General features: G+C 54.3%; 14 protein-coding genes. 3 read left to right on the plus strand and 11 right to left on the minus strand.

Going from position 1 to position 13,989, the window contains the following annotated elements:
• Positions 1 to 68: 68 nt before the first annotated feature.
• Positions 69 to 1,268 carry an ADP-forming succinate--CoA ligase subunit beta gene (sucC, locus tag G536_RS0112065; RefSeq protein ID WP_022823853.1) on the minus strand — a complete coding sequence of 400 codons (1,200 nt, stop codon included), beginning with the start codon at positions 1,266 to 1,268 and terminating at the stop codon, positions 69 to 71.
• Positions 1,269 to 1,485: 217 nt separating this feature from the next.
• Positions 1,486 to 2,610 carry a glycoside hydrolase family 113 gene (locus tag G536_RS0112070; protein WP_022823854.1) on the minus strand — a complete coding sequence of 375 codons (1,125 nt, stop codon included), beginning with the start codon at positions 2,608 to 2,610 and terminating at the stop codon, positions 1,486 to 1,488.
• A gap of 179 nt (positions 2,611 to 2,789) precedes the next feature.
• Here G536_RS0112070 and G536_RS0112075 point away from each other — a divergent pair, with 179 nt between their 5' ends.
• On the plus strand, positions 2,790 to 3,455 hold the full coding sequence (locus G536_RS0112075) for an ABC transporter ATP-binding protein (protein ID WP_022823855.1): 666 nt from the start codon (positions 2,790 to 2,792) through the stop codon (positions 3,453 to 3,455).
• Between the two features lie 393 nt (positions 3,456 to 3,848).
• The gene (locus G536_RS0112080) at positions 3,849 to 4,658 is read left to right on the plus strand and encodes a hypothetical protein (protein ID WP_022823856.1); all 810 of its coding nucleotides are present in this window, start codon (positions 3,849 to 3,851) and stop codon (positions 4,656 to 4,658) included.
• Positions 4,659 to 4,743: 85 nt separating this feature from the next.
• On the opposite strand, the gene G536_RS0112085 is transcribed toward G536_RS0112080, so the two are convergent.
• A complete protein-coding gene (locus tag G536_RS0112085; RefSeq protein WP_022823857.1) occupies positions 4,744 to 5,205 on the minus strand; it encodes a hypothetical protein in 462 nt (153 codons plus the stop codon).
• Positions 5,206 to 5,630: 425 nt separating this feature from the next.
• Here G536_RS0112085 and G536_RS0112090 point away from each other — a divergent pair, with 425 nt between their 5' ends.
• The gene (locus tag G536_RS0112090) at positions 5,631 to 7,553 is read left to right on the plus strand and encodes a RecQ family ATP-dependent DNA helicase (protein ID WP_022823858.1); all 1,923 of its coding nucleotides are present in this window, start codon (positions 5,631 to 5,633) and stop codon (positions 7,551 to 7,553) included.
• Between the two features lie 87 nt (positions 7,554 to 7,640).
• Here G536_RS0112090 and G536_RS0112095 read toward each other — a convergent pair whose 3' ends face one another.
• The 8 genes from G536_RS0112095 to G536_RS32165 all read right to left on the minus strand — a co-directional run bounded on the left by G536_RS0112095 (position 7,641) and on the right by G536_RS32165 (position 13,704).
• Complete coding sequence (locus tag G536_RS0112095; protein ID WP_022823859.1) at positions 7,641 to 8,321, minus strand: type 1 glutamine amidotransferase domain-containing protein; 681 nt, start codon at positions 8,319 to 8,321, stop codon at positions 7,641 to 7,643.
• Between the two features lie 44 nt (positions 8,322 to 8,365).
• Positions 8,366 to 8,674: a putative quinol monooxygenase gene (locus G536_RS0112100; protein ID WP_022823860.1), complete on the minus strand. Its 309-nt coding sequence runs from the start codon at positions 8,672 to 8,674 to the stop codon at positions 8,366 to 8,368.
• A 41-nt stretch (positions 8,675 to 8,715) separates the two neighbouring features.
• Positions 8,716 to 9,714, minus strand: coding sequence for an NADP-dependent oxidoreductase (locus tag G536_RS0112105; RefSeq protein ID WP_022823861.1), 999 nt, complete (start codon positions 9,712 to 9,714; stop codon positions 8,716 to 8,718).
• Between the two features lie 87 nt (positions 9,715 to 9,801).
• On the minus strand, positions 9,802 to 10,236 hold the full coding sequence (locus tag G536_RS0112110; RefSeq protein ID WP_022823862.1) for an organic hydroperoxide resistance protein: 435 nt from the start codon (positions 10,234 to 10,236) through the stop codon (positions 9,802 to 9,804).
• A gap of 40 nt (positions 10,237 to 10,276) precedes the next feature.
• Complete coding sequence (locus G536_RS0112115; RefSeq protein WP_022823863.1) at positions 10,277 to 10,729, minus strand: MarR family winged helix-turn-helix transcriptional regulator; 453 nt, start codon at positions 10,727 to 10,729, stop codon at positions 10,277 to 10,279.
• 167 nt (positions 10,730 to 10,896) lie between these two features.
• The gene (locus G536_RS0112120) at positions 10,897 to 11,196 is read right to left on the minus strand and encodes a rhodanese-like domain-containing protein (protein WP_022823864.1); all 300 of its coding nucleotides are present in this window, start codon (positions 11,194 to 11,196) and stop codon (positions 10,897 to 10,899) included.
• 95 nt (positions 11,197 to 11,291) lie between these two features.
• Positions 11,292 to 13,205, minus strand: coding sequence for a T9SS type A sorting domain-containing protein (locus G536_RS0112125; RefSeq protein WP_084708598.1), 1,914 nt, complete (start codon positions 13,203 to 13,205; stop codon positions 11,292 to 11,294).
• A gap of 322 nt (positions 13,206 to 13,527) precedes the next feature.
• Complete coding sequence (locus G536_RS32165) at positions 13,528 to 13,704, minus strand: hypothetical protein (protein WP_157530592.1); 177 nt, start codon at positions 13,702 to 13,704, stop codon at positions 13,528 to 13,530.
• Positions 13,705 to 13,989 lie beyond the last annotated feature (285 nt).

Raw genomic sequence — 13,989 nt, forward strand, 5'->3', positions numbered from 1 at the left:
AAACAAAGCGCAAATAAAAAGGGCCGCTGGATATATCCAGCGGCCCTTTTTATTTGCTTGAAGCAGTATTAGCTGTTCATGGCTAGCACTTCCTTCACACGCTCAGCAGCATCTTTCAGCAGCACGGCCGAGTACACCTTCAAGCCCGACTCGTCGATGATGCGGGCACCTTCTTCGGCGTTGGTGCCTTGCAGGCGCACGATGATAGGCACTTTGATGTCGCCGATGTTTTTGTAGGCTTCTACCACACCATTAGCAACCCGGTCGCAACGCACGATGCCGCCGAAGATGTTGATGAGGATAGCCTTTACATTCGGGTCTTTCAGGATGATGCGGAAACCAGCTTCTACGGTTTGCGCGTTGGCTCCACCCCCTACGTCGAGGAAGTTGGCCGGCTCACCGCCGCTCAGCTTGATGATGTCCATGGTAGCCATGGCCAAGCCAGCACCGTTCACCATGCAACCTACGTTGCCGTCAAGCTTCACATAGTTCAGGTTCGAGGCCGACGCTTCTACTTCCAGAGGATCTTCCTCGTTGGTGTCGCGCAGGGCCGCAAAGTCCGGGTGACGGTAGAGGGCGTTTTCGTCCAGAGTCACCTTGGCGTCAACGGCCAGGATTTTGTTGTCCGAGGTTTTCAACACGGGGTTGATTTCGAACATAGCCGAATCGGTGTCGTCGTAGGCTTTGTAAAGAGCCGTTACGAACTTCACCATCTCTTTCTGAGCCGGGCCGGTCAGGCCGAGATTGAAGGCAATTTTAGCGGCTTGGAACGGACGCAGACCAACGCGGGGGTCTACATGCTCGCGGTGGATTTTCTCGGGGTGCGCCTCGGCTACCTCCTCGATATCCATACCGCCTTCCGTGGTATAGATAATAACATTTTTGCCGGTGCCGCGGTCGAGCAGCACGCTCATGTAGTACTCCTTTGTTTCCGACTCGCCGGGGTAGTATACATCCTGGGCTACCAGCACTTTATGCACTTTGCGGCCTTCGGCACCCGTTTGCTTGGTCACGAGCTGCATACCAATAATCTGGTCGGAAATTTCTTTCACTTGGTCCAGATTTTTGGCCAGCTTCACGCCGCCCCCTTTGCCGCGTCCGCCGGCATGAATCTGGGCTTTGATTACGTACCAGCTGGTGCCGGTGTCAGCGTTCAGTTTTTTGGCGGCTTCCACGGCCTGGTCGGCGGTGTCGGCCACGATGCCTTCCTGCACGCGTACACCGTAGCGCTTCAGAATGTCTTTGCCCTGATACTCGTGAATGTTCATGGAGGTCAGTTATGGGAGTGGTTCGATAAGTGCACGAAAGTAGGTAGAAACGGGGGGATTGTTGATTGGTGAATAGCTGATTGTTGAATTGTTGATGGCTGAAGGGTTGATTGCTGCCTGCTCTCATCCATAACCAGCAGTGAGACATCCTCAGCCTTCCAAGCTGCGGAAACACCTTTTATTTCTTATACCAATCAGCAGTTCAGCAATCAAATCCTCATTTACCATACCAGTGGGCCATTACCTGCTCAGCGGGTTTGTGCTGGGGCGTAAAGTCCAGATGGCGGCGGGCGGAACCGTCGGCTTGCAAGCCTGGGTACCACTTCCAGATGAACGTACCGCGAAACCAGGGCCGCCGCCAGAACGTCTCGAACATGGCTTCGTAGCACAGACGCTGGGTTTGTTCATCGGTTTCGGTAACTACCGCCGTGCGGTCGGGCCAGGCCCAGGGTTGAATGGCGGCGTCGGGGGTGGTTTTGTAGCCGATTTCGGTGAAGAGCACCGGCTTTTTATAGCGTTTCTGTACCACTTCGATGCGCCGCAAAGGTTGCTTCCAGGCAGCTAGCAGGGTTTCTTTGGTGGGGCGCGTGGTGGTGCTAAGCGGAAAATACGCCTGGATACCGATGTAATCCAGTGCATCCCAAAAGCGCACTTCCTCGAACTCGCCGCTCCAATTGGCGGCGTACGTAAGAGGACCATGGTACACTTGCCGCACCTGCTTGATTAACGTGCGCCACTCCGCCTCGTGGCTGGCGCTGGCGTGTTGCAGTTCCGTACCTATACACAGGGCATCCATGTGGCTGGTTTCGGCCAATTGGGCGTAGTGCAGCAGAAACACCGAGTAGCTGGCAAACCAAGCTTGCCAATCGGCGACGGTGCTCATATTGATATCGCCGGGCCAGGTGCCGCTACCGCCCCGCAGCCAGATGTGCGGCTTGAGCATAGTACGAACACCTCGCTGCCGGGCCAGTTGCGAGGTGGCCACCAAGCCCCGGTCACTCTCGCCCCAGAAGCCCCGATTTCCTGCGCCCGTATGCAGGCGCACTTCCGGCACTGCGGCTCCCGCCTGCCAGCCAAAAGGAGTTTGGGCAATCCACGTTACGCCAGCGCGTACCAAAGGCTCCATGTTGGTACTAGAAGCGGAATCGGCGGCCACCCAGTTTACGCCCCGCAGGCGGTTATCGGGGGGCAGCGCAGGTGTAATGGCCTGATAAGCACTGGGTGTGGCAACTGGGAATGGCTGCCATCGGCTCCACTTCCACCAGCCTAATAGCAGTAACACAGGCAACAGCAAAGGCGGCAGCCAAAGCAGGCGACGGCCGGAAATAAACATAGTAGGCATGGCTCTGCTAAGAAACGAAACCTTTAGGTAGCAGAAAACCAACGCCGCTCGTACGTATACTTGCTACCTCAGTTCCTGCTAGTGGCTAGCTTCCGCCGCCAGACCCCATCCTGCGTAATCTGCGGGGCAAACCGTAGCTTTGTTACCTATACCGTCGGCTCATTTTATCTGGTTCCGTTTTGCTGCAAGCCATCAACGTTCGTAAGAAATACAACACGCTGGAAGTCCTCAAGGGCATTGATCTGACGATTGAAAAATCGGAAATTGTCTCGATTGTGGGCTCTTCGGGTGCGGGCAAAAGCACGCTGCTGCACATTCTGGGCACCCTCGACAACCCAGATTCCGGGGAAGTCCTCTTCGATGGAGAATCGGTGAGTACGCTGAAACGCTCGGAGCTGGCGCGATTCCGCAACCGGCACATTGGCTTCATCTTCCAGTTTCATAACCTGCTGCCCGAGTTTACAGCCCTCGAAAACGTGTGCTTGCCGGCGTATCTGGCGGGCCGCTCGGAAACCGAAACCCGCGTCCGGGCCCGCGAATTGCTGGGTATGCTGAACTTGGAGCGCCGCGCTGACCACAAACCCAGCGAAATGAGCGGTGGAGAGCAACAGCGCACAGCAGTGGCCCGTGCCCTCATCAACTCGCCGGAAATCATCTTCGCCGACGAGCCTAGCGGCAACCTGGATTCGCAGAACGCACAGGAGCTGCATCAAATCTTTTTCCTGCTGCGCAAAGAACTCGGCCAGACCTTCGTAATTGTGACCCATAACGACCAATTGGCCGAAATGGCGGACCGCAAGATTACGATGAAAGACGGGCTGATATGGGAAGGCGGCACCGTTTAGGAAACCTACCGTTCAGCTAAAGCGTATAAGAAGGCATCTGAGGCTCGTTCTCGGATGCTTTTTGACTTTACGACCTAGGTCATGCGTCCGTCCGCCCCGGACCATGCTGTGCAACCCGCTCCCTCGTTTTCCGGAAACGAAGGAGCGGGTTTTCTTGTGTCCTACGGCCAAGCAATAGCACTGATTTGGCGCCTTATTCAGCCTACAACCAAACGGCAAATAGCTAAAAAAATTAGTTGACTAAAAAATATTCCAATCATGCTTTTAACCACTTGATATACAGACATAAAATTTGATAAAAAATATATTCATTTTTGCACCTTTTCCAATCGTTAGCGGTTTACATATAAGAACACAAACACGGTATTACAGGACATTAAAAGAACAGACGCCATGAGCGAAGCAACCAAGACCATCAAAGAGCCGGTACGCAAAACCAAAGTGGAGAGCTACGACATCTCGCGCTCCGACGAGACGCTGCACTTGGCTACTGATCTGGCCAAGTTCATCAAGGAAAACAAGCTGACCACCACGGTGCAAGGCAAAGAGTTTGTGAACGTGGAAGGCTGGCAGTACGCTGGCTCGCGCCTAGGCATTGTGCCTATCGTCGACCACGTTATCAACGTATCAAACGACCAAGAATTAAAGTATCAAGCCAAGGTGACGCTGTTCGATATGCGTTCCGGCCACACGGTGGGTGCTGGCTTTGCCATTTGCTCCAGCAAAGAGCAGGGCAAGAAGTTCTACCAGGAGTTTGCCATCATGAGCATGGCTCAGACCCGCGCCATTGGCAAGGCATATCGTAATATTTTGGCCTGGATCATTCGGGCAGCTGGTTATGAGCCTACTCCTGCCGAGGAAATGGAATACGGCGGCAACATGCCGACAGCTACGCAGCCAGCAATGGCCGTAGTGCCTGCTGTTGCTCCTGTGGCTCCGGCCCCCGCGGCTGAGGTTGTTGCACCTATGAAGGCAGTAGCCACTGAACCAGCCGTTGAGGCTCCGGCCGCAGTAACGTACGCTTCAGCTGGTCAGAAAGAGGAAATCATCCGCTTGCTCAATCACCCAGTTATTACGCGCCAAGAAAAGACCAAGATGCTGCTTAACATTAACCGCCTTGACGATGAGCGGGCTACTTCAGCCATTGCCAAGCTCAAGAAGGCTATCGACGACCGTGAGAACGGGCAGTCGGCGGCGGCATAACTCGGCGGCTACTTATAAGAAAAAGCGCCTAGTTCCGATTGGAGCTAGGCGCTTTTTCTTTGTGCCATTATTACCTATCTCTCGCTCAGCGTACGTACACCGGGCTAGGTATTAGGTTGTGGCTGAAAACATCTTGGTAGAGGGCTTTTTTTGCGGTTGCCACGGCAAAAACGGGCGCCTTGAACTTGACGGAGCGCAGCCAGCTATAGGCCGAAGCGACATCGTTGAAAAGCGCTACCACTGGCGTTGTTAAATCAAACAGCGCTACATCGGTGCAGGCCTGCGTATCAATGCTAGAGGAATGCACCCACGCCATGTACTCGACGCCAGCAGCCTCGATATTCGGTAGAAACTCAGTAGCTAGCCAGATGCCCACGTCGGAGGTGATGCTGGTGACGTTGGTGTTGTCGTTGAGGATGCGGGTACAACGCTGAGTGAAAAAACACTCTGTTATGAGCAGGCAGCTTTGCTGTACTAGGTGCAGGGTAAGGTCACCGCACCAATCCAGGTATAACCACTGATTCGACCAGTCATATGAAATTGACAAACTTGGAGTTTCAACTAGTAGATCTATACCCATAACAACGAAATGCAAATTATACTTTTACAAAGTCAACAGAAGCTCACCGGACAGATAGAAGAATGCAATTCCAAGCTTCAAATCTGTACTACATACATTCTAAGCTTATAATTACTGCTGTAAATATAATTATAGTTATGCTATAGGATGTTTAAAGCAACCCAAGTTTTTTGAATTATTTTCCGTCTTACAACTATGTATCTGATAATGATGAGTTAGAAAATCAATAATATTTTACCCTGACACAAGCTCCTCCTTACAACTACACACAAGTACCGATAAGTACTATTTTCATTGTCAACTATGGCTTGACGTTGCTCTATATTGACAAGCATTTTCCTTTCCGAAGGGCTGGTTGTACCTTCGTATTGCCGCCACACCAGCTTCTTCCTTTGCCAGCACCCACCGACGATATTCTGCACGTACTGCGCCAAACCTGGGGGCACTCTGCGTTCCGGCCGTTGCAGGAAGACATCATCCGGGCGGTGCTGGCGGGCCAAGATGTGCTGGCACTCTTGCCGACAGGCGGCGGCAAGAGTATCTGCTTTCAGGTACCCGCTTTAGCCCGCGACGGCCTATGCTTGGTGGTGTCGCCGCTAATTGCGCTGATGAAGGACCAAGTGGAAAACCTGCGCAAGCGCGGTATTAAAGCAGAGGCGGTGTACGCGGGCATGAGCCACCAGGAAATCGACCAGACGCTCGACAACTGCGTGTATGGCCCGGTGAAGTTCTTGTATGTGAGCCCCGAGCGGTTGCTGACAGATATGTTCCGGGCGCGGGTAGGCAAGATGCGGGTAAATCTGCTGGCCGTAGATGAGGCGCACTGCCTCTCGCAATGGGGCCACGATTTTCGGCCACCGTATCTGCGCATTGCCGAGTTGCGGGCGTTGCTACCGGGAGTACCTTGCATGGCCCTCACTGCTACGGCCACTGAGCGAGTGCGAACCGAAATTGTGGAGCGGCTGCAATTCAGCCCCAATTACCAAGTATTTCAGCAGAGCTTTGCGCGGCCTAACCTGTCGTATTCGGTGCTGGCTACCGAGGACAAACTGCGCCGGCTGCTGGAAGTGGTGCGCGGGGTAGGCATCGGCAAAACCAGTATTGTGTATGCCCGCACCCGCCGCCAAACCGAGGAAACAGCTGCCTACCTGCAACAACACGGGCTACGCGCTGCCGCCTATCATGCCGGCTTGCCCACCGACCAGCGCACCCGCACCCAGCAAGATTGGATGCAGAACAAAACGCATTGCATAGTGGCTACCAACGCTTTCGGGATGGGCATCGACAAGCCCGATGTACGATTGGTAGTGCACCTAGATGCGCCTGATAACTTGGAGGCCTACTACCAGGAAGCAGGCCGCGCCGGCCGCGACGAAAAATACGCCTTTGCCGTGCTCCTCGACGGCCCCAACGACGCTGACGAACTGCGCCGCCGCACTCAGCAGGCCCATCCACCACTCGATACAGTACGCCGGGTGTATCAAGCTTTAGCCAATTTTTCTCGCACGGCGGCGGGCGGCGGTGAGTTGGTGGCATTTGATTTCGATATCCAACAGTTTGCCGAAACGTACCGCATCAAAGCCCTGGATGCCCACAACAGTCTCCGGATTTTGGCCCGCGAAGGATACGTGCAGCTGAACGAAGCTGCCAACGACCCGGCACGGGTGTTCATCCCCATAAACCACACCGATCTGTATCGTTTTCAGGTAGCCAATGTCCAGCACGACCAGCTCATCAAAAGCCTGCTCCGATTTCACGGGGGCGAGTTGTTTGCTGGGTTTCAGCGGATTTCCGAAAACAGCTTGGCCCAGCACCTGAAGCTGAGTGTGGTGGAAGTGCGTAAGATGCTGCTGTTTCTGCACCGCTCCAGCATCATCCAATACCAGCCTCGCCACGACTCACCACAGGCGCTGTTCACTACGCCCCGCTACGATGCCGACAATCTGCCCCTCAACCAAAAGCAGCTCAACGACACCCGGGAGCAAGCGCGCTTGAAAACCGAGTCGGTGATACGGTATGCGGCGGGGGGGCGCTGCCGGCAGCAGTTGTTGCTGGAGTATTTCGGCGAAACCGACGCCGCCCCCTGTCAGGTGTGCGACTTTTGCCTGGCGAAGAAGAAGGCCAAACAGACAGTTACCCCCTCCCCTGCGTTACGAGAGCAGCTATTGACCCTTCTGCGCACCACCCCCCAAACGCCGCGCGAAGTGCTAGGTAATTTCACTCCTGGCCAAGCAGTTATCGTAACCGAACAGCTGCGCGAGCTAGTGGAACTAGGAGAGCTGCACTACGCCCCCGACGGGCGCTTGGAGGCATAAGAGCCAACGTTTGTTGTCACAAAAAACCCGCCCCCGCACTCCTGTAAAGGAATGCGGGGGCGGGTTTTATCTTGTTTACGCTTTTGGTTACTTCTTCAACAGCTTCAGTAGCTCCTGAGCGGCTGGCTCTGAAGATGCCGGGTTTTGGCCTGTAATTAGGTTGCCAGCCGTTACTACGTACGGCTGCCAATCGGGCCCTTTAGAGTAATTACCACCGTTTTCTTTCAGCATATCTTCCACCAAAAACGGCACAATATCGGTTAGCTGCACAGCGTCTTCCTCGGTATTGGTGAAGCCCGCCACCGCTTTGCCTTTCACCAGCGAAGAGCCATCGGTAGCTTTTACATGCCGCAAAACACCCGGCGCGTGGCACACGGCCGCTATTGGCTTTCCGGCAGCATAAGCGGCTTCAAGTAGGGCAATGGAAGTGGCATCCTCAGCCAAGTCCCACAGCGGGCCGTGGCCGCCGGGGTAGAAAATAGCGTCGTAGTCGGCCACCGAAACCATAGATAATTTCACTGTATTGGCCAAGACCTGTTGAGCGGCGGGGTCTTGCTTGAAACGCTCAGTGGCTTCGGTTTGGGCGCTAGGGTCGTCGCTTTTGGGGTCGAGCGGTGGCTGCCCGCCCTTCGGGGACGCCAGCGTGAGCGTGGCTCCAGCATCCTGAAACACGTAGTATGGCGCGGCAAATTCTTCCAGCCAAAAGCCGGTTTTCTTGCCTGTATCACCCAGCTGATCGTGGGAAGTCAAAACCATCAGAATATTCATGGGAGTTGTTGTAATAGGGTGAAGAAAAGGGAGCGGCCTGCCACTTAAGCTAGTAGCTTATACAGCGTTACGGTGCGCTCGATAAGCAGGGGCACAATTTGATCGGCAACCAGCTGCTTGTAATGGCTGGAAGCTACATGCGCTTCCAAAGCAGCTTGGTTGGCGTACTGTTCATAGAACAGAAAATGGGTCGGGTCTTTGGGGTTCTGATGACCTATGTAGAGCAGATTGCCCGGCTCTTGTTCACGCACTGCCGCCGCGGCTTGCACCATCAGGTTACGGACAGTTTCAGCGTGTTCGGGCTGCGTACGCCATTCGGCGGATACGCAAATAATGGCACTGGAATCGGTCATGGCACGAAGGAAAAAGAGGTGGCAATTAGGCTAGCAAAGCACTAAGCCACTTTTACCACGGCTTTGCCGGTATTCTCACCTTTAAACAGACCCAGGAAAGCCGCCGGAATCTGGTCGAAGCCTTCCGTGACGGTTTCCTCGCCCTTTAGCTTGCCTTGGGTGTACCATTCGGTGAGTTGCTTTACACCTTCAGGCCACCGGTCGAGGTAGTCGCTTACGATGAAGCCTTGCAGCTTGGTGCTGGTTTTGAGCAGTTTGCCTTCTGGGCGCGGGCCAACCGGCGCTTCGGTGGCATTGTAAGTGGAAATCTGGCCGCAGAGAGCAATACGGGCGTGCTTGTTGAGCTGGTCGTACACGGCGTCGGTAATGGCGCCGCCCACGTTGTCGAAGTAGCAGTCGATGCCGTTGGGGGCAGCAGCAGCTAGGGCCTGGGCTATATCGGGCGTAGTTTTGTAATTGATGGCCTCGTCGAAGCCCAGCTCTTTCAGATACGCCACTTTCTCATCGGAGCCGGCCGTGCCAATTACGCGAGCACCCTGGATTTTAGCCAGTTGGCCCACAATCATACCGACGGCACCCGCCGCACCCGATACCACTACTGTTTCGCCGGCTTTGGGCTGGCAGATATCCAGCAAACCGAAGTAGGCCGTCAGACCGGGCATGCCTAGCAACCCCAGAAAATAGCTGGCTGGCGCCTTATCGGCGGGTACTTGGTTGACCGTTTGGGCATCGGCTACGTTGAACTGCTGCCAAGGCAGATTACCAACTACCACGCTTCCTACCGGCAGCTTGTCGCTATGGCTTTCCACCACTTCGGCCACAACGCCGCCCGCAATAGGCTGCCCCACCTCGAAAGGCGCCACGTACGATTTGGCGGCACTCATCCGGCCCCGCATGTAGGGGTCAACGGACACGTAAAGGGTTTTGAGCAGCACTTGGTTAGCGGTAGGCGCGGGTACTTCGCGGCTTTCAAAACGGAATTGCTCGGCAGTAGGCGTGCCGTTGGGGCGGCTGGCCAGTAAGATGGTTTGCGTATTCATAAGATTGGAAATCAGTGAAAAAACATTCGGAGCAAGACGAACAACTGCCATCCCGCTCCGAATAACTTTACCTGCTACGCAGCAGGCTTAGGCGTTGGTGGTCGTGGTGAGGTTTACCTCAATGTTGCCACGCGTAGCCCGCGAATAGGGGCAAATGCCGTGAGCGGCCTCCACCAGTTGTTCAGCTTGGCCCTGCTCGATACCGGGAATATTGATGTGCAAGTCGGCGGAGATGCCGTAGCCACCGTCTTCTGCTTTCCCAAAACCGATAAGTGCTTCTACAGTCACGCCCTCCAGCTTCACGCTGGCCTGGCGGGCGGCAACGCCCAGCGCGCCTTCAAAGCACGAGGCGTAAGCTGCCGCAAACAGCTGCTCGGGGTTGGTGGTACCCGGCTTGCCGGGGCCTCCCATGGCTTTAGGCGTGCTCAAACCTAGGTCCAAGACCTGGTCTTCAGAAGAAATACGACCATCGCGGCCACCTTTAGCTTTTGCCTGTGCAGTGAAAACTTTTTCGATTTTCATAAAAGAGAGAAAGAAGGGGAAGAGAAAAAAGCTTGGTTGCTTACGTCAGTTGAGAAAGCAACTGGTTGAGTTGGGTGCGTAAGGCAGTGAATTCTGCTGCCGACATATTTAGCTTGGTCAGGATTTGCTCGGGAATTTGGCAGGCCTGCGCTTGCAAGGCCCGCCCGGCTGGTAGCAGCCCGATAACAACGGAGCGCTCATCGTGCGGGTCGCGCTGGCGGCTTACCCACTGCTTCTGCTCCATGCGCTTGAGCAGCGGCGTGAGCGTACCCGAATCGAGCAATAGCTTCTCCCCTATCTCCTTCACGGTGAGCGGCTCCTGCTCCCACAGCAGCAGAAACACCAAGTACTGCGGATACGTGAGGTCTAGCGCCAGCAGGTACGGCTGATACGCCTTAGTAAGCATCCGCGAAACAGCATAAAGTGGAAAACAAAGCTGGTTGTCCAGCTTTAGCACTTCGTTTTCCGGAGCAGAGTTGAGAGAAGTAGCCATCGTATATAAGTGGTAAACGGATTTGATTGCACAATGTTTAATTGTGCACAATTAAATTTTTTAAGATTATTCAATACCCATACCTGTAACATCGAACTATTAGTACGCAAAAAGCGCCGGCTCTCTGCGGAACAAGAGGCCGGCGCTTCTGAAAAAGCTGGTTATGGTTAGGCTTGCTGGTATGCTTGAAAGCCACCTACCAGATTACGAACTTTAGTGAAGCCTTGCTGCGTGAGGTAGGCTTTGGCAGAAGCCGAGCGGCCACCTCCTTTGCAGTGCACTATTATTTCTTGCTCCTTATGGTCCTCTAGCTCATCGAGCTTTTGCGGCAACATGCCCAATGGGATATTCTGGCTGCCTTCAATACGGGCCTCTTCGTTTTCCCAGGTTTCGCGCACATCAATGATAAAAGGATGTTCGCCGGCAGCTTGGCGCTGCTTTAGCTCAGCAGGAGTAATATCAGGCATTGGTTGTGGTAGTAAGGGATTGGGGAAGCTTTGTAGTAACAAAGGTGCTGAAAACCCAGCAAATCTTCCGCTTCAGTGTTTGATTCCGCTTCCGCTCACTTGGTTAGCACTAGCCGCTTGGTTACCGTTGAACGGTCGGCTAGAGTTAGCTGCACCAAGTATATACCGGCAGGCAACGCTTTCAAATCCAAGATATTACTACCGACTTGCGTAGTGGGTTGCTGCCATACTGCCCGGCCCAGGGCGTCGAGCACTACGGCTTGCGCATACCGGCCTTGCACCTGCACTTGGCCATCGGTGCTGGGGTTTGGGTAGAGCGCATAGGCCGCGGCCACCGACGCTGGCGCTACGGATAGTATATTATTATTGAGCACTGGCCGCAGCATTAGCGCACCAGATGGATAATTCGGGCTAACGGGCTGACTCCAAGCACCTATGAACTGCCAGAAAGCGTCGGCCGGCATAGGGTTATTTAGGTCGTAGCCGAATTGAATAGGGTTGGTACTTAGCGTGCCAGTGGAGCCTTGCCCAAAACCGGCGTAAAATGTACCGCTTACAGCAACCGGATTAGCAAAGGCTATTTCGATGAAGTCTTGACCGGCTGGCAACACAGCCGGAATAGTGTAGCTCTGGCTGGCTTTAGGCGAAGCCATAGGTTGCCCATTCGCCGCAGGGTCGGCATCCCAGATATTAACGGTGAACTGCCGATTTGCTGCCAGCGGATAAAGCGGCATGAGCTTCACTCGAATGCTACGCACTCGGTCGGCCCGATTCAGTTCAAAGCGCAAGGCCTGATACCGAACGCCGGGCTGATCAAACGGAGTGATAGTATAGGTAGCCTCAGGGGTACCGTCGTCGTAGGCGTAGTAGTCGGCCAGTTGGGTATCACGCCAAATGGTATCGTTGGGGAGCGTAAGCGGGTCCACTTCGCTGGTATTGAGAGCTATGCGGTGCCGAATGGTTTTCTGCTCGGCAGTAGTAGGTATGGCAACAGAAGTTAAGTTGCCGGTTACGGCTACCTGTTGCTGATTGCTGAGAATAGTAACCGGCGCCGTAACAGGAAAAGATGCCAGCGGCCCAGTCGGCCGTTGCTGCCAAGCTCCGGTGGCCAACAACGGCGTGGGAATACCGCTCCGGTCTAGGTTGTTGACGGTGGTGCCGGTAGTGGCGTTGAGTTGGCTTGAAGGGTTGGCCGCGGCATTGTATTGCCAAAAGGGCATGGCCGTACCCCGCGCCAATAAGCTGCGCAACGGGGTACTAACTGCTACGTCTTGATACAGCGTGTCTACCACCACCCGAGGCGGCGGGGGCTGCAAGGGGGCCAGCCGCACATAGTCGAGGCTCCAGTTGTCGGCGTTGGTGAGTACGTTACCGGTGGCTCGGAAGCGGAACTGGAATCCGCTGTGCAGGAAACGAGTTTGAGTGATAGTGATGACTTTGCGACGAAACGGGCTGCGGGTGCCATTGCTGGGTGCCAGCCACACCTGTTGCCACACGCCAGCGTTGTCTTTGAACTCCAGTTGCAGGTTTACTGTACGGCTGCTGCTGTTGGAGTTTGGCTGCTGTATTGGGTTGACGTTGCCCAACTGCCAGAAAAAACCCAGGTAGAGTTGGTCGGCAGCAGTGCGGCCACTCAGGTCGATGGGCTGAGAAGTAAGCGTGTCGAGAGTACCATAGCCGCCGCTGCCGTAGGGCAAGCCGTTGCGACGCAACCCATCAAAGGTGGCCACCCCGCGCGTGGGAGGCTCAAAAGCCAGCCGGTTGTTGACGAGTACCCCACTGGCTTCCCAATTCGTTGCTTTTGGGCCCCCCTCTTGTGGAGACGTAAAATCATCGAAGAATGGCAATGACAAGGCCAGCCCGCGCTGTGCGGTAGTGGGTGCTGCGGTGGGTAGTAGCGCCCGCGCTGGGTCGGCGGGTAGTGGGCCTACTACTTGGGCTTCACTGGCCAGAGGCCCCAGGCTTAATAAGAGTAATGACAGGCAGGGTAGAAATCTTGAACTCATCATGGATACAAGTTAGGATGCTCACAGTAAACGTATAACGGCAAGCCGATATTTTGCTTCAAGCAGCTCAAACACCTTTTCATGGCACAAGCGCTATGGCCAGGTAGCTGAGTAGGCTCTCAACAGTTGAAACCAGTTTTAGATTAACGCTTTTACCACTTGTAGAAGGTCGCATGTACACTACAAAAAGTGGGTTTCAACACTTCCGGCGCCTTTCGTCCGGAGAAGCGTGGGTACATACGGCCCACGAAAAAGCCTGACTACTATAGCAGCAGTCAGGCTTGCGCAACGGAGTTGGCCAGGGAAAAAGATGTAGGCGTGGAATTTAGGTCACAAACAAGCCTACAAGCAGCCCACCCACCAAAACGGCACGGCCACTTTGCAATGCAGCCTCTCCCTCTTCACGAGAAACAAAATGCCCATCAATGGTATCAAACCCGACGGTGCGCTCCGTTCCAGTGGGAGAAGCAGTGGTGATGAAATGAGTAAAAGTAGATTCCATAAAGTGTGGTCAGAGATGAAAATAGGAGCAGACTCTACTGTTGAGTTAAGCAAATATATCGGCGGGGCTCAGCGACGAAAAGGAATAACCCCGACAATAAATGACTTATACTTTATAGAGAGGCTATATACTTATTATCATTTCAGCAATTAATGAATTCTATTAACAAACTTTCATTTTATGGCATAAACAGCTGCACAGATAGCAATATACAGTCCGGTTGGAGTCATTGAACTGAGCTATATATTCAGTGGAAAGTGGGTTAACGTGAGTGCATGTGCCTGC

The organism is Hymenobacter norwichensis DSM 15439 (assembly GCF_000420705.1).
GTDB lineage: Bacteria > Bacteroidota > Bacteroidia > Cytophagales > Hymenobacteraceae > Hymenobacter > Hymenobacter norwichensis.